This is a genomic window from Qipengyuania benthica (assembly GCF_030717865.1).
Classification (GTDB): domain Bacteria; phylum Pseudomonadota; class Alphaproteobacteria; order Sphingomonadales; family Sphingomonadaceae; genus Qipengyuania; species Qipengyuania benthica.
The window spans coordinates 912943-933387 of the sequence record NZ_JAVAIL010000001.1 but is presented as its reverse complement, the minus strand read 5'-3'; the positions used below and the strand labels follow the sequence as shown (position 1 = coordinate 933387).

The 20445-nt window shown below is 66.1% G+C and carries 16 protein-coding genes; all 16 read right to left on the bottom strand.

All coding sequences use genetic code 11. The features are described 5' to 3' along the window. Positions 1–103: 103 nt before the first annotated feature. The 16 genes from Q9K01_RS04640 to rsmH all read right to left on the bottom strand — a co-directional run bounded on the left by Q9K01_RS04640 (position 104) and on the right by rsmH (position 20417). Positions 104–1816, bottom strand: coding sequence for an SPOR domain-containing protein (locus tag Q9K01_RS04640; RefSeq protein ID WP_305929021.1), 1713 nt, complete (start codon positions 1814–1816; stop codon positions 104–106). 134 nt (positions 1817–1950) lie between these two features. Then, positions 1951–3768, bottom strand: a complete 1818-nt coding sequence (gene ftsZ / locus Q9K01_RS04635; protein WP_305929020.1) for a cell division protein FtsZ — start codon at positions 3766–3768, stop codon at positions 1951–1953. Positions 3769–3900: 132 nt separating this feature from the next. Then, complete coding sequence (gene ftsA, locus Q9K01_RS04630) at positions 3901–5205, bottom strand: cell division protein FtsA (protein ID WP_305929019.1); 1305 nt, start codon at positions 5203–5205, stop codon at positions 3901–3903. Continuing rightward, complete coding sequence (locus Q9K01_RS04625) at positions 5205–6107, bottom strand: cell division protein FtsQ/DivIB (RefSeq protein ID WP_305929018.1); 903 nt, start codon at positions 6105–6107, stop codon at positions 5205–5207. Before Q9K01_RS04625 ends, ftsA begins: the two co-directional genes overlap by 1 nt. Then, the gene (locus Q9K01_RS04620) at positions 6100–7095 is read right to left on the bottom strand and encodes a D-alanine--D-alanine ligase (RefSeq protein ID WP_305929017.1); all 996 of its coding nucleotides are present in this window, start codon (positions 7093–7095) and stop codon (positions 6100–6102) included. The genes Q9K01_RS04625 and Q9K01_RS04620 overlap by 8 nt, the downstream gene beginning before the upstream one ends. Continuing rightward, the gene (murB, locus tag Q9K01_RS04615) at positions 7092–7970 is read right to left on the bottom strand and encodes a UDP-N-acetylmuramate dehydrogenase (RefSeq protein WP_305929181.1); all 879 of its coding nucleotides are present in this window, start codon (positions 7968–7970) and stop codon (positions 7092–7094) included. The genes Q9K01_RS04620 and murB overlap by 4 nt, the downstream gene beginning before the upstream one ends. Before the next feature lie 86 nt (positions 7971–8056). Then, a complete protein-coding gene (gene murC, locus Q9K01_RS04610; RefSeq protein ID WP_305929016.1) occupies positions 8057–9469 on the bottom strand; it encodes a UDP-N-acetylmuramate--L-alanine ligase in 1413 nt (470 codons plus the stop codon). Further along, complete coding sequence (gene murG / locus Q9K01_RS04605) at positions 9466–10662, bottom strand: undecaprenyldiphospho-muramoylpentapeptide beta-N-acetylglucosaminyltransferase (protein WP_305929015.1); 1197 nt, start codon at positions 10660–10662, stop codon at positions 9466–9468. The genes murC and murG overlap by 4 nt, the downstream gene beginning before the upstream one ends. After that, complete coding sequence (locus Q9K01_RS04600; protein ID WP_305929014.1) at positions 10659–11924, bottom strand: FtsW/RodA/SpoVE family cell cycle protein; 1266 nt, start codon at positions 11922–11924, stop codon at positions 10659–10661. Before Q9K01_RS04600 ends, murG begins: the two co-directional genes overlap by 4 nt. Continuing rightward, the gene (gene murD / locus Q9K01_RS04595) at positions 11921–13210 is read right to left on the bottom strand and encodes a UDP-N-acetylmuramoyl-L-alanine--D-glutamate ligase (RefSeq protein ID WP_305929013.1); all 1290 of its coding nucleotides are present in this window, start codon (positions 13208–13210) and stop codon (positions 11921–11923) included. The genes Q9K01_RS04600 and murD overlap by 4 nt, the downstream gene beginning before the upstream one ends. Further along, positions 13207–14277 carry a phospho-N-acetylmuramoyl-pentapeptide-transferase gene (mraY, locus tag Q9K01_RS04590; protein WP_305929012.1) on the bottom strand — a complete coding sequence of 357 codons (1071 nt, stop codon included), beginning with the start codon at positions 14275–14277 and terminating at the stop codon, positions 13207–13209. Before mraY ends, murD begins: the two co-directional genes overlap by 4 nt. Next, on the bottom strand, positions 14278–15747 hold the full coding sequence (locus Q9K01_RS04585) for a UDP-N-acetylmuramoyl-tripeptide--D-alanyl-D-alanine ligase (RefSeq protein WP_305929011.1): 1470 nt from the start codon (positions 15745–15747) through the stop codon (positions 14278–14280). Then, a complete protein-coding gene (locus Q9K01_RS04580) occupies positions 15744–17249 on the bottom strand; it encodes a UDP-N-acetylmuramoyl-L-alanyl-D-glutamate--2,6-diaminopimelate ligase (RefSeq protein ID WP_305929010.1) in 1506 nt (501 codons plus the stop codon). Before Q9K01_RS04580 ends, Q9K01_RS04585 begins: the two co-directional genes overlap by 4 nt. Beyond that, positions 17246–18979, bottom strand: a complete 1734-nt coding sequence (locus Q9K01_RS04575; RefSeq protein WP_305929009.1) for a peptidoglycan D,D-transpeptidase FtsI family protein — start codon at positions 18977–18979, stop codon at positions 17246–17248. Before Q9K01_RS04575 ends, Q9K01_RS04580 begins: the two co-directional genes overlap by 4 nt. Beyond that, positions 18976–19524 (bottom strand): hypothetical protein, encoded by a 549-nt coding sequence (locus Q9K01_RS04570; protein ID WP_305929008.1) that lies wholly within the window; start codon positions 19522–19524, stop codon positions 18976–18978. Before Q9K01_RS04570 ends, Q9K01_RS04575 begins: the two co-directional genes overlap by 4 nt. Further along, a complete protein-coding gene (gene rsmH / locus Q9K01_RS04565; protein ID WP_422785292.1) occupies positions 19524–20417 on the bottom strand; it encodes a 16S rRNA (cytosine(1402)-N(4))-methyltransferase RsmH in 894 nt (297 codons plus the stop codon). Before rsmH ends, Q9K01_RS04570 begins: the two co-directional genes overlap by 1 nt. Between the last annotated feature and the right edge of the window lie 28 nt (positions 20418–20445).

Sequence of the window (20445 nt, the reverse complement as noted above, 5' to 3'; positions counted from 1 at the left end):
TGCGAATGCCGGAAGGTCGCGGCGGTTGGCAATCGGGCGAAACGTCCACGCTGGGGAGAACCCACCTCGCCTGTGCAAACGCTGTGCACAAGCGGCTCGCCTGTCAGTCGAGCGTCTCGATCTCCTGACCTCGCGGGCTGGCGAAGGTGAAGGCGTCGATCCCCAGGGCTTTCAATTGCGTGACGACTTCACGCGCATCGCCGGCGCTGGGGTAAGGTCCTGCCAGTAGGCGATTGGCCTCGACCCAGGGCGTAACGAAAGGTCCCTTGCCGTCGAGCAGCGACTTGGCGTTGCGCGCAATGCGGCGCCAATCGAACTTGAGCGCATCGCGGTCGCGGCCGGTTGCAATTTGCACCCAGTGACGCGCGGGATGTTCCGGCGGGGGCGGCGCGGCACGCGCGGGCGCGGGCGGTGGAGCGGCGCGCTCGCGGGGCGGCTTGATCGTGGCGATATCAACCGCGCCCTGCGTTGCTCCGGAACGCATTGCCGGAATGGCCTCGAACTCGGCAAAGACATCTTCGAGACTGCCGGTCGGAAGAGGACCGGGATCGGGCGCTACGCCCGAGGCCGGGATCGGAACCGACGCTTCGCTCGCGGTCTGCGCCAGATCGAAAGGTTCGATACGGCCTGCGGCCTCGGCACCGGGACCTTGTGCATCCGCTGAGCTCTGCCGCGGCGCTTCAACCGGTAAGCTGATCGCCAACTGGCTTGTTGCATCTGCCTGAGCAGGAGGGGAATCCCGGGTCGTCGGGATCGGTGCAGGAACTGTCGCTGCCACGGGTGCCGGTTCAGGCGCCGTTGGTGGCGCAGGCGTCGGTGTCGATGTCGAGCGAGCCGATCTTGCTCGCGTGCGTGCGATCGGATCGAGCCCAGCCAGCGCCTGGCGCTGTTCGCGCTCGGCCCGGCGCCGCTCCGCACTGGACGGCGGAGGAGTGCTCGGAGCCGGTGCTACAGCGGCTTGCTGGGGCCGGCTGGCTCCCATGACGGGCCCGCTCGGCGTCAGCGACGCATCGGCACGCCGACTGATCGCGGCGCCCTGCTCAGCATAGCCAGCGATCGCGGGCATATCGCGTCCGATCTCGCCGGCGCGCGGGAAGGTGCCGAGATTGGCAGCGGCTGCCTGCTGCGCCTTGGTCAGTCGCGCCATATAGCGCAGATACGGCGTCATCCTCAGTGCCAGATCGGTCGGCATCAGCGCTTCGGCGATGGAGATAGCCTCGCGCTCGTCCCCGAGGATTGCGAGGCCGAAGGCACGGGCGCGAAACCCGGCGCGATCCTCGTCTTTCAATTGCGGCAGCAGGATTCGCTCGAAATCCGCTCTCTTTCCCGAAATCGCGAGGCTCAGCGCCAGTCGACGGCTGGTTGCCGGATCGTCGTTACGCGCCAGCGCGAGGCGATAGAGCTCCTGCGCCCGTGTGTTGTCGCCGACCAGATCGAAGGCAAGCCCGCGATCGGCAGCCATCTCGACCAGCGGGTAGCCGGCCGTTTCCGCCTCGGCGAAAAAGCGCAGCGCCTCGATGGCCCGCCCTTCGGCGAGGAAGACGCGCCCCAGACCCGCCTTCATTCGCGCATTGTCCGGCGACAGATCTTGAGCGCGGACGAAAAATCCCATTGCGGCATCGCTGTCGCCCAGCACGATCGAGGCTTCGCCCGCCTCGAGCAAGGCATCGAGATCGGACCGATCGCGCGAAAGGCGCCGCAGCGCCTCGTTCAGGTCTTCGGCTTCGGGCGGTGGCAGCGGCTGAACGATCGCGTTCTGCGCCGTGGCAGCGCCGGCCAGGCCAGCGAGCACCAGCCCGAATAGGGATGCGCTCAAGGAGAATCGGGCAAGCGATTGCAAGGATTACGCTCCGTCGTTGCCGCATCGGGCGCGGCGCGATGATGCCCCGTTTGAAACCGCGACCGAATAGCGATCGCAGTGGTGTGCCACCCCCCGGAACCGGTCTGCGCCTACTGGTTGTTCTGGCGTCCGAGGAAGCGCGGAATATTGAGCGCCGAGCCGCCGTCTTCGTCCTCCGAATCCTCTTCCTGAGCCTGCGGACTCGATCCGCGCGAGAGATTGGCCATGCGCTCGAACAGAGTGCTGCCCGAGTTGGAACCGCCAGTGGCGGAAGCACCGCTGCGCGGGGCCGGGGTGGGGCCCGATCCGGCATCGCCCGAACCGGGCATGCGCCGCCGGGTCGGCTTGGAAGCCAGCGGACTGTCGACCGGTTCCATCTGGTCGGCACCGAGTTCGAGCTCGTCCTGCGAAACGCCGCTCGCGAAAGAACCGAAGCGTCCCTCGGCGGGACGGCGATCATCGCCGCGATCCTGCACCGGTGATTGCCGTGCACTATCCGCGACCGAAGGCTTCCCCGAGGAACCGTCGCGCGTTTCGCTTCCGAAATCGTCGAAACCGTCGAACTCATCGTCGCTGTCGTTGCGCAGACCGGCCAGCGGATCGACGATGTCGTCGACATCCTCGACATCCTCCTCATCCGAACCGGCATAGGAAACTCCGAAGCTCGTCCCGCCCCCGGCGCGCGGCGAACTCGAACCGTCATGGTCGTCCGGCTCGTCGGCGCCGGCATATTCCGCTTCGGTCAGTTCCATCGGCTCGTCTTCGCCATAATCGGGCTCGCCCGATGCTGCGGCAGCGCTATCGCGGAAGCGCTCGGGCTCCGCCGAGAGGCCTTCGCTGAGTTCGAAGGGCTCGCCCTCCTCCGCGCGTCGCGGCAAGTCGAGCGCGGGGCGCTGCGGCGGGCGCGATTCGCCCATCGAAAAAGATCGGGCTTCGGGGCGCGCGGGTGTCGAGGTCTGAGCGTGCTGATCGATCCCCGTGGCAACCACTGAGACGCGGATCCTGCCGTCGAGATCGGGATTGAAAGCCGAGCCCCAGATGATGTTGGCATCCTCGTCGACGAGTTCGCGGATATGGTTCGCCGCTTCGTCGACCTCGAGCAGCTTCATGTCCTCGCCGCCGATGATCGAGATGATGACGCCCTTGGCGCCCGCCATCGACACTCCGTCGAGTAGTGGGTTGGCGATGGCGCGTTCGGCGGCCTCGAGCGCGCGGTTCTCGCCCTCACCCTCGCCGGTGCCCATCATCGCCTTGCCCATCTCGCTCATCACCGAACGCACGTCGGCGAAATCGAGATTGATCAGGCCCGGCATGACCATCAGATCGGTGATCGAGCGGACGCCCTGCTGGAGCACCTCGTCGGCGAGCTCGAAGGCCTGCTTGAAGGTGGTTTCGGCCTTGGCGACCAGGAACAGGTTCTGGTTGGGAATGACGATCAGCGTATCGACGTGCTTCTGCAGTTCCTCGATACCCGCTTCGGCTGCGCGCATCCGGCGCGTGCCCTCGAACAGGAACGGCTTGGTCACGACCCCGATCGTGAGCACGCCCTTTTTGCGCGCGGCTTCGGCGATCACCGGAGCGGCGCCCGTACCGGTGCCGCCACCCATGCCCGCGGCGATGAAGCACATATTGACGCCCTCGAGCGCGTGCTCGATCTCGTCGACGGTTTCTTCGGCAGCAGCCTTGCCCACTTCGGGCCGCGCGCCGGCACCGAGCCCGCCGGTGATGTCAGGACCCAGCTGGATGCGCTTTTCCGCCGAAGCGGTGCTGAGCGCCTGCGCATCGGTGTTCGCGACGATGAAATCGACACCTTCGATCTCGGCCTGCATCATGTTGGCGATCGCGTTGCCGCCCGCCCCGCCGACCCCGACTACGGTGATCCGCGGCCGCAGATCGTCGGAAGAGGCGGGTCCGATATTGATGCTCATCGAGGTAGGCTCCGGGGAAAACAGATATTTGAGAATGGTTCGTTACAGTTTGGCACAGTTCGATTCGACCATGCAAAGCTTTAATCGGCTTTTCCACAAGGGTCGCAAGCGGGGGCGGCCGCTACGGCAGGCTCAGAAATACTCTCGGACCGCCTGGAACACGCGATTGATCAGAGCCATCCCGCGATAGCGCCGCGTCGGCTGATAGCTCGGACCGACCGAACGGATATCGACCGGGTCGTCGGCGGCGTAGAGACCGAGCCCCGCCAGCGTCGCGAAACCGGGGGTGGCGTGGGCTTCTGGCAGGCCCTGCAGACGCGGCGGCTTTCCGATCCGCACCGGCCGGCCAAGCGCGGCCTGCATGAATTCGGCGATTCCGTGCAATTCGGCACCGCCCCCGGTGAGCACCACCTGCCCGCTGCGCGCGCCCGAAAAGCCCATCGATTTGAGCGATTTGTGAATTTCGCCGGTCAGGCTGGACAGCCGCTCGGTCACGACCGCCACCAGTTCGGCGCGCGGAATGCGGTTATGCTCGTCGGCGCCGCGCGCCAACCGGCCCCCCGCGCCTTCGCCCCTGCCCTCCCCAGGCCCTTCGCCCGGAGCGTTGACCGGGATCATCTCGCGGTGATCGGTCGGGCTGCTCATCGCCGAACCCGACACGCATTTGAGACGCTCGGCCTGACTGCGACGGATCCCGAAGCTCGAGGCGAGGGCATCGGTGATATCGTTCGAACCGATCGGGATCGAGGTGAGCCCCAGCAGCATTCCCGCCGCATGAACCGACACATTGGTCACCTCTGCGCCGATCTCGATCAGCGCCACACCCAGATCGCGCTCCTCCGGGCTGAGGCAGGCATAGGCGCTGGCGAGCGGGCTCGCCACCACCGCCTCGACCTCGAGATGCGCCATCTGCACCGCCTCGATCAGGTTCTTGACCGGCGCGCCTTCAGCCAGGGTAACGTGGATATCGACGCCCAGCGCTTCGGCATGGAGGCCCTGAGGATTGGCGATCCCATGCGCGCCGTCGAGCGTGTAATGCGCCGGCTGGGCATGGAGGACCATCCGCCCGTCCGGCTGGATGTGATCGCGTGCCGCATAAAGCAGATGCTCGATATCGTCGTCCTCGATCCGCCGCCCGCCGATGGCGATCTCGACGCTGGCGATGCGGCTGTAGAGCCCAGCTCCGGCGCAGCCGATCCAGACGCTGGAAACATTGGTACCGGCGTTCTGCTCGGCTTTCTCGACCGCCTGGCGGATCGCATGGCTGGCGGCGCGCATCTCGGTGATATAGCCGCGCTTGACGCCCTCGCTTTTGCGGTGGCTGGAGCCCAGCACCACCATCGCTCCGTTCTCGTCCTCGCCCATGATCATGGCCGAGATCCGGAAGGAGCCGATGTTGATCGCCGCAAAGGCGCGGATGATGCGCGGTCCGGCCATCACTCTTCGGTCTTGACTAGCTGGCCCAGATTGCACGGTCCGTTGCTGCACCGAAAATAGGCTTGGTCGGCGACCCGCATGTCGATCGCAGTCGCGCGCCCGCCGAGCAGGCGATGGCGTCCGTCGAGCGTCGCGAACCGGACCAGCGCCGCAGGGGCCCTTTCCTCGGGAAGCGCCAGCACCTGACCGCTCTTGAAGGTCAGGTTCCAGCGTCGGTTGCCGACCCATTCGGCCTCGGCCACCTTTGGCTTCAATGCCGGCGCGGCGTTCAGCAGATCGTCGAGTGCGGCGACCTGCTTCTGCGCGCCCGGTCCCTCGATCAGCAGCTTGTCCCGCGCATCGGCCCGCGAGACAGGTTCGAGTTCGTGCCCTTGCGCATCGATCAACATCAAGCGGCCTGGTTTTGCCAATACCGCGTGTTCCTTGCGTTCGACGATATCGACGATCAGCGTATCGGGCAGCTGGCGAGAGACACGAGCATCCTGGACCCAGGACAGGTCGAGCAACCGAGCACGAACCGCCTGCAGATCGACCAGCGGCATCGGTCGGTTGCGCTCGGCCAGCGCGCGCTCGTAGACCTTGAGTTCGTTCATTCGTTCGACGCCGGTCACCTTGACTTTGTGGACTTCGAAACCGGCATTCGAAGCGGCGACCGCCATCCGGGCCTGCGCCATCTGCGGCACGCCCGCGAGGCTCGCGACCAACCAGGCTGCCGCAAGCGCCGCGACCATGATCAGGAACAAGAATATCTTGTGCAACTGCTCGTCGGTGAAGGGCAGCAGCGCCATGATTCGATCGAACAGCGTGACGGTGCGTTTGCGCGCGGCGCGGGTCTTCTGATGCCGGTTGCGGGTGGCGGCCGAACGGCGCACCCCCGTGACCGAGCGGGTGACCTTAGCCATCGGATGCCGCCTTGCGCGCTTGGCCTCGCGCCTGTTCTCCCGCTTCCTTGCGGAGCGCGGCGGAGATGATCATCTCGACCAGCTCGCCATACTCGATGCCCGAGTGGCGCGCCTGTTCGGGGACCAGGCTGAGCGGAGTCATGCCCGGTTGGGTGTTGGTCTCGAGCAGGAACAGCCCGTCCTCGCCGCGTTCGTCGTCCCAGCGAAAATCGGTGCGGCTGGTGCCTTCGCAACCCAGCAGGACATGCGCCTTGAGCGCATATTCGCGGCACAGAGCGGCGATCGGCTCGGGAATCTGCGCCGGGCAAACGTGTTCGGTCATGCCATCGGTGTATTTGGCGGCGAAATCGTAGAAACCCGACTTAGGCACCAGTTCGGTGACCATCAGAGCACGAGATCCCTCTGCGGTGTCGATTACCGCGGTCGTTAGTTCCCGGCCCCGGATGAAGGGTTCGGCGAGCAGCCGGTCGAACTGCTGCCATGGACCTGCGGAGGAAGGGTCGATTGGATTGCCGTAATTCGCCTCGTCGGTGACGATCGCAACCCCGACCGAGGATCCTTCGTTGACGGGCTTCAAAACATAGGGGCGCGGCAGCGGGTCGCACTCGTGGATTTCTTCGGTCGCGACGATCCGTCCCCCGGGGAAGGGCAGCCCATGGCTGCCGAGCACCTGCTTGGTCAGCTGCTTGTCGATGGCGACCACCGATGCGGCGAGACCGGAATGGGTGTAGAGAACACCCATCAGGTCGAGCATTCCCTGGACGGTGCCATCCTCGCCCGGGACGCCGTGGAGCGCATTGAAGACGATGTCGGGCGCCGCCTCGGCGATGCGCGCGGCGACCTCGCGATCCATGTCGATCCGGGTGACGCGATGGCCGCGCTCCTCGAGCGCGCTGGCGACGCCTTCGCCCGACATCAGCGAAACCTCGCGCTCATTGGCCCAGCCGCCCATCAGCACGGCGACGTGGAGCTTGCGATCGAGGGTCATGGCCGACCCACCCGCTGGATTTCCCACTCGAGTTCGACTCCGCAATTTTCGTAGACGCGACGCTTCACCTCTTCCCCCAGTCCCTCGATCTCGGCACCGGTGGCATCGCCGGTATTGATAAGAAAATTGGTGTGCTTCTCGCTCACCTGCGCACCGCCCATCGTCAGGCCGCGGCAGCCTGCTGCATCGACCAGTTCCCAGGCCCTATAGCCGGGCGGGTTCTTGAAGGTGGAACCGCCCGTCTTGGTCCGCACGGGCTGCGATTGCTCGCGCGCCTGCGCGATCCGGTCCATCTCGGCGCCGATCGCATCGGGATCGCCAGGCTCGCCCTGAAAACGCGCGCCAATCACGACCGCACCGGCTGGAAGCGCCGAATGGCGGTAGGAATATTGCAGGTCCGAAGCGGGCAGATTGTGGCACCGGCCATCGGGCATCACCACGTCGCAATCGATCAGGATGTCACCGACTTCGCGGCCATAGGCACCGCCGTTCATCCGCACGAACCCGCCGACGGTGCCGGGAATCCCACGGAGGAATTCAAGCCCGGCCACACCCGCATCGCGCGCTGTGCTGGCGACGAGAATACCATGCGCCCCCGCCCCGCAGGCGAGCACGTGATCGTCCTGCACCTCGACCCCGGCGAAAGGCTTGCCCAGCTTGACCACAACGCCGGGAACCCCACCATCGCGGACGATGAGATTGGAGCCCAGCCCCAGCGCCATGATCGGAAGGCTCCCCTCGAGCCGCTCGAGAAAGGTCCGCAGCTCATCGGCGTCCGCAGGTTCGAAGAGCCAGTCGGCAGTGCCGCCCGCCTTGAACCAGACGAGCTTCGCGAGCGGGGCATCCTGCGTCAGCTTGCCGGAGAGGCCTTCCATCGAAATCGGGGCATCGCCGCCGCTCGCGACCTCGCCACCCGGAGCCGAGCCGCTGTCGTAGTTCCAAACATCGTCGGCCTGACCGCTCATCGCCCGCCTCGCTTGGCGGCGATCGCATCGGCGAGCCCGGCGGCCCAGCGGGTGATATCTCCCGCACCCAGGCAGACGACGATATCGCCTTCGCCGACCTTGTCGGCCAACGTCTGCGACAGATCCTCCTCGTCCTCCACCGTGGCGGCCGAGCGGTGGCCGCGCGACTTCATCCCCGCGACCAGCGCTTCGGAAGAAACGCCCGTAATCGGCTCCTCCCCCGCTTCATAGACGGGGGTGACCAGCACCTCGTCGGCTTCGTTGAAGCAGCTTTGGAAATCATCCATCAGATCGCTAAGCCGGGTGTAGCGATGCGGCTGCATCACCGCGATCACGCGGCCCGTCGCGGCCTCGCGCGCAGCGCCGAGCACCGCCCGGATTTCCACCGGGTGATGGGCGTAATCGTCGATGATCGTCGCGCCGCCGACCTCGCCCACCTTGGTAAAGCGCCGCCGCACCCCGCCGAAATTGGCAAACCCGCTGCAGATCACTTCATCCGAACAGCCCATCTCGATCGCCACCGCGATCGCGGCGAGCGCGTTTTGGACGTTGTGACGCCCGGGCATCGGCAGACGCACCCCCTCGATCCGGCGGTCCTCCTCACCACGCTGGCGCACGATCACGTCGAAGCAATTGCCGCCGGTATCGGGGCGCACATTGACGCCGCAGATGTCGGCCTGGAGCGAAAAGCCGTAGGTCACCACGCGGCGATCGCGTACCTTGCCGATCACCGCCTGCACTTCGGGATGGTCGATGCACAGGATCGCCGCGCCGTAGAAGGGGACGTTGTGGATGAATTCGACGAAGGCGTCTTTCACCCCGTCGAAATCGCCGTAATGGTCGAGATGCTCGGGGTCGATATTGGTGACCACCGCGATGGTCCCGTCGAGCCGCAGGAAGCTGCCGTCGCTCTCGTCGGCCTCCACCACCATCCAGTCGCTATCGCCCAGCCGCGCGTTGGAGCCATATTGCTCGATGATCCCGCCGTTGATCACCGTGGGATCCACCCCGCCGCTGTCGAGCAGCGCGGCGATCATGCTGGTGGTGGTGGTCTTGCCGTGGGTGCCCGCCACCGCGATGGTGGATTTGAGCCGCATCAGCTCGGCCAGCATCTCCGCGCGGCGGACCACCGGGATGCGGTTTTCAAGCGCGTATTCGACTTCGGGGTTGGTCCGCCTGACCGCAGTGGACGTGACCACGACCGAGACGCCTTCCACATTCTCGGGCGCATGGCCGATCGCCACCTTCATGCCCCTGCCGCGGAGGCGCTCGATGGTGGGGCTCTCTCTGAGATCGGAGCCCTGAACCTTGTAGCCGAGGTTATCCATCACCTCGGCGATGCCGGACATGCCGATCCCGCCGATGCCGATGAAATGGATCGTGCCGATTTCGGTGGGGACGCCCTTCATTTACCGCGCTCCCGTGCTGCGTTCTGTCCTGCGCGAACGCCCTGCGAAGCACCGCGCGCGTTGTTCGCGCCGACGCGGATCACATCCATCATATCGGCTCCCCCGAAGCCCTCCACCAGATCGGCGAGATCCCCAACCGCATCGGGCCGTCCGCAGTTCCATGCGGCATGCGCGGCCTTGACGAGGCCCTCGGGATTGTCGGCCAGCGCCATGATCTGCTTGGCCAGTTCCTTGGCACCGAACCGCTCCTGACGGATCATCCGCGCGCCGCCGGCCCTGGTCATTTCGCGGGTATTGGCTGCCTGGTGGTCGTCCGTGGCGATCGGGAGCGGGATCAGGATCGCGGGTCGTCCCACCGCGGTGAGTTCGGCGATGGTCGAGGCCCCCGCGCGACCGATGAACAGATGCGCGTCGCCCAGCCGGGTCGCCATGTCTTCGAAATAGGTGCCGAGTTCGGCGGGGATGTCGTGCGTGCGATAGCGCTCGCGCACGGCGTCGAGATCTTCGGCGCGGCACTGCTGGGTGACCTGCAGCCGCTGGCGCACCGCAGGCGGAAGCATGGCGAGACCGTCGGGCACCACTTCGCTCAAGATCCGCGCGCCCTGGCTGCCACCCGTGACGAGGACACGCAGCAGGCCTTCCTCGCCCAGCGGCGGGAACTCCTCCTCGCGCAGACCCAGCACCGGCGCTCGCACCGGATTGCCGACGAGTGCAACCTTGGCGCGATGCTTGTCCTTCAGCCGCTCGATCTCGGGATAGGCCGTGGCGATCGCCTGCACCCGCCCCGCGAGCAGGCGATTGACGCGGCCTAGCACTGCGTTCTGTTCGTGCAGAACGCTCGGGATTCCCGCCGAGGACGAGGCAAGCAGCGCGGGCAGCGAAGGATAGCCGCCGAATCCGACCACCGCGCTTGGGGCGAAGCTTTCGTAGAGCCGCAGCGCCATCTTGCGGCCCTGCAGCACCGCCCGCGCACCTGTAAACCACTTGAGCGGGTTCTTGCCGAACCGGCCGGCGGGCAGGACATGGGTGGTGAGGAAGTCGGGACGACCGGGAATCTGCTCGCCGCGCGCATCGGTGATCAACGCGACATGATGCCCGCGCCGCTCTAGTTCGGTGGCGAGAGCGAAGGCGGGAAGCAGGTGCCCCCCGGTACCGCCTGCGGCGAGTACATAGTGGCGGTTGGAGCCGGTCATGGATGAATCTCGCGTCGGATGGTATCGACGGGGCTTGGGTCGGGCCGTTCCGCAAGACCGAGCAAGTCGGCCAACCCTCGGGTCTCGCGCTTGAGGTAGGGGTTGCGCCTGGTGATCGCGAGCAGCAGCCCCACGGTCAAGCAGATGGCGATAGTGGAGGAGCCGCCATAGCTGACCAGCGGCAGCGTCATCCCCTTGGATGGGAACAGCTGCAGATTCACCAGCATGTTGATGAACGCTTGCCCGCCGAACAGCGTCACCAGACCCGCCCCCGCCAACAGGGCGAACAGATCGTCTTCGTCGACAAGCTTCATCAGCACTCGGACCATGATCGCGAGATAGGTGATCGCCACCAGCCCGCAAACGATAAGCCCGAATTCTTCCCCGATTACGGAGAAGATGTAATCGGTGTGCGCCTCGGGCAGGTTCATCTTGCGAATGCCGAGGCCATAGCCGCTACCGGTCCAGCCGCCCGCCAGCAGCGTGCGTTCGGCGAGATCGACCTGGTCGTAGGCGGTTCCGCCACCGAAGAAGGAATCGATCCGGTGGCGCGCGTTGTCGTAGAGGAAATAGGTTGCGATGAGTGCCACGACTCCTATTCCCGCCAGCGCTCCCATCCGCTGCACCGGAACCCCGGCGAGCAGGACCATCACGAACCACACACCGACGAAGAGCAAGGTGTCGCCCAGGTTGGGCTGCATCATCAACAGCAGGGAAATCGCGCACAACGCGACAAAGGTCAGCGCCACCACCGGCAAATTGGGGTCGCGCATCCGCCAGGCGAGCACCCAGGCAGTGGCGATGACAAACCCTGGCTTGAGGAATTCGCTGGGCTGGAAGCGAATGCCGAATTCCAGCCAGCGCGTTGCCCCGTTTACCTCCGAACCGATCACAGGAACGAGGAACAATGCGCCGAGCATCAGCGCGGCCAGCACCAGACCGAAACGGCGCGCATTGCTGCGGTCGAACATCGACACGATCAGCAGCACCGCGAGCGCGACCATTTGCCAGACCAGGTGCCGGTAGAAGAAATAGAGCGGATCGAGGGTGACGGCAGTGGTCGAAAGCCGGTCGGCGGTCGCGGGCGAGGCTGCCGCCACCGCGACCGCGCCAAAGGCCATCAGCGCCAGGACGAGCCCGAGCAACACCCGGTCGACCTCGCGCCACCAGATCTTCAGCTCCGACCAGCGCGACAGCTTCTGCTGCGCCAGTCGCGGCGCACGCCGCCCGGCACCGGGAACGAAGGGCCGCTGCTGGTTCATGCCGCGAGCTCCTTCACAGCGGCGCGGAAGGCCTCGCCGCGCGCTTCGAAATCGGCGAACTGGTCGAAGCTGGCGCAGGCCGGGCTGAGCAGGACGGTATCGCCCGGCTCGGCGGCGGCGGCGGCATCGCGGACCGCGCGATCGAGTGTTTCGCTGCGCGTGACGGGCACGTGAGACTCGAGCAGAGCGGCGAACCCGGGCCCGGCGCTGCCGATGGTGTAGACGGCCTTCACATGGCCAAGCTGCACCTCGCATTCGCCGAGGCCGGGCTCCTTGGCGAGCCCGCCGAGGATCCAGTGGATGTTGCCGAACGCTGCCAGCGCCGGCGCGGTGGCGGCGGTGTTGGTCCCCTTGCTGTCGTTGACATAAGCGACGCCGGAGATTTCCTCTACCCGCTCCATGCGGTGCGGGAGGCCGCGGAAAGTGCGCAGCCCTTCCGCATTGGCTGGATCAGCAAGCTCGAGAGCACGGCAAACTGCAACCGCTGCCTTGGCATTGGCGAGATTGTGTGGCCCCTGCAGCGATGGCCAGTCCGCCTGCCGGTCGAGTACGTTCACATCATCGATGAACTGAATGAATGTGTTCTCCGGCGCGTTCAACAGAACGTCCTCGTCGGCTTCGGACCGATAATCGACGATGGCGACCCGCTCGTCACCTTGCATTGCAAATAGCCGCGCCTTGCTCGCCGCATAAGCCTCGAAACTGTCGTAGCGATCCAGGTGATCCGGGGTCACATTGAGCAACACCGCCACATTGCAGTCGAGGCTGAACGTCAAATCGATCTGATAACTCGACAACTCCAGCACATAGACCCCACCCTCGGGCAGCGGCTCCTGCTCGAGGATCGGCAGGCCGATATTGCCGCCCATGGTGGTCGGCACGCCCGCGGTCTTGAGGATATGATGGATCAGCGCGGTGGTGGTGCTCTTGCCATTGGTGCCGGTGATCCCGACCACCTTGTGCTGCGGCAGATGCGCGCGCGACTGCGCGAAAAGCTCGATATCGCCGATCACCGGCACGCCGAATTTCGCCCCATGGCCCGCGATGGGATGCGTGTTGAGCGGAACGCCGGGGCTGACCACCACGCCGTCGTAACCGGTCAGGTCCGCCTCGAGCGGATCGGCGAGCATCGCCCGCCCGTCGAAGGGCTCGCGCGCTTCCGGCCTCGCGTCCCAGGCGAGCACATGGGCTCCGCCCGCCAGCAACGCCTCTACCGTAGCCTTGCCCGAGCGGGCCAGGCCGAGAACGGCAAACTTCTTGCCGGACCAGGCGGGGCTGACGATCATCGCAGCTTCAGCGTAGCCAGCCCCAGGATCGCGAGCACGATGGCGACGATCCAGAAGCGGATCACGACCTTGCTCTCGCTCCAGCCCAATTGCTCGAAATGGTGATGGATCGGCGCCATCCGGAACACCCGTTTCCCGGTACGCTTGAACCAGAACACCTGGATGATGACCGACAGCGCCTCGAACACGAACAGCCCGCCGACCACACCCAGAACGATCTCGTGATGCGTCGCCACCGCGATCGCGCCAAGGGCGCCGCCCAGCGCGAGGCTCCCGGTGTCGCCCATGAACACCGCTGCTGGCGGCGCATTGAACCACAGGAAGGCGAGTCCTGCGCCGATGATCGCGGCACAAAAGATCGCCAGCTCGCCTGCGCCCGCGACATGCGGAATGCCGAGATATTCCGAATAATCGACCCGGCCGACCAGATAGGCGATGAGAGCGAAAGTCCCTGCGGCGATAATCACCGGCATGGTGGCGAGCCCGTCCAGCCCGTCGGTCAGGTTCACCGCATTGCCCGCGCCCACGATTACGAAGGCGGCGAAGATGTAGTAGAAATAGCCCAGCTCGACGCCGAGATTGTTGAAGAAAGGGATGTAGAGGAAGGTGTTGATCTGTCCGACCACGATCCAGCTGGCGATCCCTGCGACGAGAAATTCGAGCAGCAGCCGCATCTTGCCCGAAACACCCTTGTGGCTCGACTTCGAGACCTTGTCGTAATCGTCGAGGAAACCGATCAGGCCGAAGCCGGCGGTGACTGCGATGCAGGCCCAGATGAAGGGGTTCGAAAGGTCCATCCACAGCAGCAGCGAGAAGAACAGCGAGGTGAGGATCATCAGCCCGCCCATCGTCGGCGTCCCGCGCTTGGCCAGATGCGTCTGCGGGCCGTCCTCGCGGATCGGCTGGCCCTTGCCCTGGCGCACGCGGAGCATGGCGATGAAGCGCGGACCGATGATCAGGCCGATGAGCAGCGCGGTCAGCAGGGTCGCCCCCGCACGCGCGGTCTGATATCGGACTAGGTTGAAAATTCCTTCGAATTCAAACCATTGTGCCAGCAGATAGAGCATTCAGCCTTCCCGGCGCGTGAGGTGTTCCACCACTCTGCCAAGTCCGATCGAGTTGGACCCTTTGACGAGGATCGCATCGCCGGCGACGATTGCGAAATCCTCCAGCGCCCCGATCGCGTCTGCAGCGCTGTCGCAATGGGTGAAACTGCCTGAAAAGCCAAGCGGAAGTCCGGCACCTTTCCCCAACTCGCGCGCGAGCGGGATCATCTCGGCGCCCACGAGGATGGCGTGGTCGATTTCGGCGGCGACCAGCGGTTCGGCGAGCTGGGCGTGGAACGCGGGGCCGAAATCGCCCAACTCCTTCATCGCGCCGAGGACCGCAACCCGGCGGACAGCGGGGGTTGCACCCAATTGCGCCAGCGTGGCGCGCATGCTGGCGGGGTTGGCGTTGTAGCTCTCGTCGATAAGCAGCGCCCTGCCGCCGGGCGCCGCGACCTGATGGCGTGCGCCGCGCCCCTTGAGTCCACCCATCTCTGCAAGCGCCAACCCGGCAGCGGCCAGATCACCGCCGCAGGCGAGCACCGCAGCCATTACCGCGAGCGCATTGGCGATCCAGTGCTCGCCCGGCTCGGCGACGGTGAAACACATCCGGCCATCGGGATATTCGCAGGTGACCAGCGAGCCGCCATTGGCGCTGGGGATCGCATCGAGCAACCGCATGGTTGCATGACGGGCACGACCGAACGAGACGATCGTCGCGCCGGCCTGATCCGCATGGGCGCGCAATCGCTCGAAATGCGGGCTGTCGGCGGGGATAACCGCGACGCCGCCCGGTGCGAGCCCGGCGAAGATCTCCGCCTTGGCATCCGCGATCGCTTCTTCGCTGCCGAGGTTTTCGATATGCGCGGGCGCGATGGTGGTGACGACCGCGACATGCGGACGGACGTGCTGCGTGAGCGTCGCGATCTCGCCCGCATGGTTCATCCCCATCTCGAACACGCCGAACCGGCTGCGCGCGGGCATCCGCGCCAGGCTGAGCGGCACGCCGACATGATTGTTGTAGCTGCGGATCGAACGATGCGCCTGCCCGCGGCTCGAACGCTCGAGCGCGGCGAAGATCGCTTCCTTGACCCCGGTCTTGCCGACCGACCCGGTTACCCCGACGACTGTCGCCTCGCCGCGATTGCGCGCGGCCGCGGCCAGCGCGTGGAGGGCGGCGGTGGTGTCGGTCACCAGGATATGCGGATAGGCCACCGGACGGTCGACCAGTGCAGCGCTCGCGCCATTTGCAAAAGCCGCGTCGAGAAAGCGGTGGCCGTCCATGGCCTCGCCCTTGAGCGCGACGAAGAGATCGCCGTTGCGGACATCGCGCGAATCGGTCTCGACGCCCGAGACCTGGAACTCGCCGCTCGCCGCGCCGCCGGTCGCCTCGGCGATCGCGGCGGCGTCCCACAGCGCCAGCGGCAGCTGGTCGGAGGGAAAAATCGGCCAGGCCTTCATGGCCGGATGGCGGATCAGCGCTGCGCTCATGTATCGTTACCCCAATTGCCGTCATTCGCCGCCGCCGCACATTCGCGGGCCACTTCGACATCGTCGAAGGGCAGCACTCTCTCGTTCTCGCCCGATCCCACGATCTGGCCGCGTTCGTGTCCCTTGCCCGCGATCAGGACGATGTCGTCGCGCTCCGCCATACCCACCGCCTCGGCGATGGCGGCGCGGCGTCCGGCGACCTCGTGCGCGTTGGCAGCGGTTCCCGCCATCACCTCGCGGCGGATTTCCCCCGCTTCCTCGCCACGCGGATTGTCGTCGGTAACAATCACCACATCCGATGCCCGCGAGGCGACCTCGCCCATCGGCCCGCGCTTGCCGTGATCGCGATCGCCGCCCGCACCGAAGACGGTGATCAACCGTCCCTTCACATGCGGGCGCAGCGCCACGATCGCCGCTTCGATGGCGTCGGGCGTGTGCGCATAATCGACATAGACCGGCGCCCCCTGCGGCGTGATGACCGCGCGTTCGAGCCGACCGCGCACCGGCTGGAGCCGCGCCACCGCGTCCCAGACCCGCGCTGGATCGATCCCGCTGGCCAGCGCCAGTCCGGCAGCGGTCAGCGCGTTGGCAACCTGGTAGGCGCCGATCAACGGCAGGGTGATGTTGCGGTTCGCGCCGCCATGTTCGATGGTCAGCGACTGCCCCAACTGGCTGGCGCTGCGCCCGATCAGGCGGATGTGCTCGCCGGTCTCGCCGACGGTAAAGAGCTCCAATCCGCGCCTCTGTGCGTGATCGATTGCTTTGGCCGTCCATTCGCCATCACCAGTGCCGACCCACACCACCGCGCGCGCTGCGTCGCTGGCGACCTCGTCGAACAAGCGCATCTTGGCGGCGAAATACTCGGCCATGTCGGCATGGTAATCGAGATGGTCGCGGCTGAAATTGGTAAACGCCACCGCCTCGACCGGCACGCCTTCGTTGCGAAACTGCGAGAGTCCGTGGCTCGAGGCCTCATAGGCCACATGGGTGACGCCCTCGCGCGCCAACCCGCTCATATTGCTCAGGAACGTAACGATATCGGGTGTCGTCAGCCCGGTCGAAACGCTCTCGTCCGACGTCGTGACACCCAACGTCCCGATGCTCGCCGCGCGCTCGCCTGCCATCCGCCAGATCTGGCGGGTCATCTCGACTGTCGAGGTCTTCCCGTTCGTCCCGGTCACCGCGACGATATGCGCTGGCACCGGAGCAAAGAAGCGCGCCGCCAATTGCGCGAAGGCGCGGCGCGGCTCGCGACTGGCGATGTGATGCGCGCCTTCGACATGCGCCTCCGGCCGCGCGACCACTGCCACCGCGCCAGCCTCGATCGCGTCGGCGATGAAGTCCTCGCCATTCACCCGCGCGCCCCGGAAGGCGCCGAAAACCGTCCCGCGCGCCACCTTGCGGTGATCGATGGCGAAGCCGGTTACGGTTGCCTCGCTCGCCGCAATGGCGTCATGGCCGCAATCGATCCCGGCGGCTGTACAGATTTTCGCGAGTTTCACCGGCTGCCTTCCGGAACCAGCGGCCGGAGATCGGATATATCGACGTCGCGGGTCTCGTCAGGCAGGACGCCAAGCATTGGCCCGATGCGTGGCACCAGCCGGCCGACGATCGGCGCAGCGTTCCATGCGGCGGTGCGCTGGAAGCTGCTCGCAACTGTGCCGCGCGGTTCGTCGAGCATCGTGACGACGACAAAGCGGGGCTTATCCATCGGGAAAGCCGCAGCAAAGGTCGAGATGAGCGAGGTGCGCCGATAGCCGCCCGCTCCGGGCTTCTCCGCCGAACCGGTCTTGCCGCCGACGCGAAAACCGGGCGCATCGGCGTTGCGCCCTGTGCCGAAGATCGCAATCATCCGCATCAGCTGACGCATGCGGGCGCTGGTGCTGGCCTTGAACACTCGGCGACCCTGAGGCACATCACCCGCACCCAGCTTGTGGAGCGTGGCCGGACGCATGATCCCGCCGTTGACCATCGCCGCGTACGCCGAGGCAAGATGCAGCGGAGTCACCGCGATACCATGGCCGAAGCCGACATTCATGTTCCGCAGCCGCGGCCAGTTGTCGCCCGGCCAGATCGGGAATCCCTTGGCGGGCAGCTCGATAGGAGGCCGCGCGTTCATCCCGAGATCGATCATCGTCTGCCGCATCCGCTTGGGTCCGAGCTCGTCTGCGATGCGCGCCGTGACCGTGTTCGACGAATGGATCAGCGTCTCGGGCACATTGAGTGTCGATCCCAGGAAATGACTGTCCCTGATCGTGTAGCGGCCCATCTTCACCGGCGAGGCATCCCAACGGGCACCGAAATCGCGCACGACACCCACATCGATCGCTGCGGCTACGGTCAGCGGCTTGAATGTCGAACCCAGTTCGTACACCTGATTGGTCACGCGGTTGAACATCCGTTCCTGACCGACCGCATCGATCTTGTTGGGATCGAATTCCGGCAGGCTCGCCAAGGCCATCACTTCGCCGGTATCGACATCGAGAACGATGCCGGCCGCGCCCTTGGCATCGACGAGCTTCATACCGCGGCGCAATTCGTCCTCGAGCGCACCCTGGACGCGCATGTCGATGCTTAGCGCCGTGGGTCTGCCGCGGCGCGAGGGGTCGAGCAGCCGTTCATCGAGCACCTGTTCCATCCCAACGCGGCCATGCCCGTCGGCGGCGACGTAGCCCAGGATATGCGCCGCCATCGATCCCTGCGGGTAATGGCGATCGGTTTCCTGCGGCATTTCGAGCGCCAACTCGCCCAGCTGCTGGACGCGGTTGGCCTCTTCGGGGAGCACCCGGCGACGCAGATAGCCCGGCTTGCCCGATGCGAGTGCGCGGGTGACCCGCGCCGCATCCAGCTCGGGGAAGATCGCCCTGAGATCCCGCGCCACATCGGCCGCGGGACGAACCAGCGGCGAACCGTCCTCGCCCAGCGCATCGGGATTGAACCACAGTGCATAGGCAGGGAAGGCGCGCGCCAGCGGCACACCATTGCGATCAACGATTTCGCCGCGATCGGGCAGCAGCGCATCTTCCAGCGAGGTCGCGGCCACGGCGTTGTCCGACATGCCAAGAAAGCCGATCCGCATCAGCGCCAGAAGCGCGACAAAGGCAAATGCCAGCGCGATCCAAAGGACACGCAATTTCGCTACTGCCAGCGAGTGCTGACGGATTGAGACCAGTTGGATACGAGCAGACGGGACAGCAGTACCGATCGGAGCGAAACCGGTCATCTCGTTCATTGGCCTGCATCCGACAGGCGAGAGGACCCGCTGGACGAACGAGCGAGCCGCTGCGCGAGACTGCCCCCGTTATCGGACAGGTCTGCCGCGAGCGTCGCTTCGTTCTCGCCGGAGCCGCCGTCGAGTTCGGCAGCGGCGACGGGCGAGACCCATTCAGCGAACAGCCCTTCTTTCTCGACCGCCGGTTCGCTGCGCGCCACCCGGATCGGGTCGGGAGCGTCGAGGCCGCGCGGCAGGCCCAGACTGGCAAGCTGGCGCTCGCCATCCAGGAAGTGATGCGCGCTCGGGGCGACATAGCCGAACTCGACCGCGTTCCAGGTGGCGAGTTGACGCTGACTGGAGCGGGTCTGGAATTCGGTTTCGAGCATCAGCGTCTCGCGCTCCATCGCGATGATCTTGCGCTCGGTCAGTCTGACCTCGCTCTTCACCGCGTTGACCTTGAAGGTCAGCGCCAGGAAGATGGCGACGCACAGGCCGAGCACCAGCGCCCAGCCGATCTGGCGGATGCGGCTACCCGGGCGCACCTGGGTGGGACGACTGGCCATCAGGCTGCCTCTCTCGCCGGCGTCGCGGTGCGGACCGCCGAACGCAGTACCGAGGAACGCGAGCGGGGATTGCGCGCGATCTCGGCTCCGGAAGGGCGGATCGCCTTGCTGACCTGGGCGAACACCGGCTCCGGCGCTTCCAGCTGCGGCAGATGGCGCGAACCGGCTTCGGCCTGCGAGGCGTCACGCAGGAAGCGCTTGACGATGCGGTCCTCGAGACTGTGGAAGCACACCACTGCGAGCCGGCCACCCGGGTTCAGCAGCTGCTCGGCGGCTGAGAGACCTTCGATCAGCTCGTCGAGTTCGCCATTCACATGGATGCGGATCGCCTGGAAGCTGCGGGTTGCGGGATCCTTGGGCGCGCCGGGCCGGTAGCCGAGCGCCTTGCGAACGACCCGCGCGAGTTCGCCGGTGGTGTCGAGCGGGCGCGCGGCGACGATCGCGCGCGCGACGCGGCGCGACTGGCGCTCCTCGCCATAGTGATAGAGCACGTCGGCGATCGCGCTTTCCTCTGCGGTGTTCACGAAATCGGCCGCGCTTTCGCCCGCTTGGCTCATCCGCATATCGAGCGGACCGTCGGTGGAGAAGGCGAAGCCGCGCTCGGCCTGGTCGAGCTGCATCGACGAGACGCCGATATCCATCACCACGCCATCTACCTTGGCGACACCCGACGCGGCCAGCGTTTCGACCATCTCGGAAAAGCGCCGCGGGTGCAGCGTCAGTCGTCCGGCGAATTCATCCACCATCGCCGCGCCCGCAGCGATGGCATCGGGATCCCTGTCGAAGGCGTGAACTTGCGCACCGCAATCGAGAATCGCGCGCGAATAGCCACCGGCGCCGAAGGTCGCGTCGACAATCACATCGCCCTCGCCCGGGTTAAGCGCGGCGATCACTTCGTCGAGCAAAACGGGAACGTGCGGG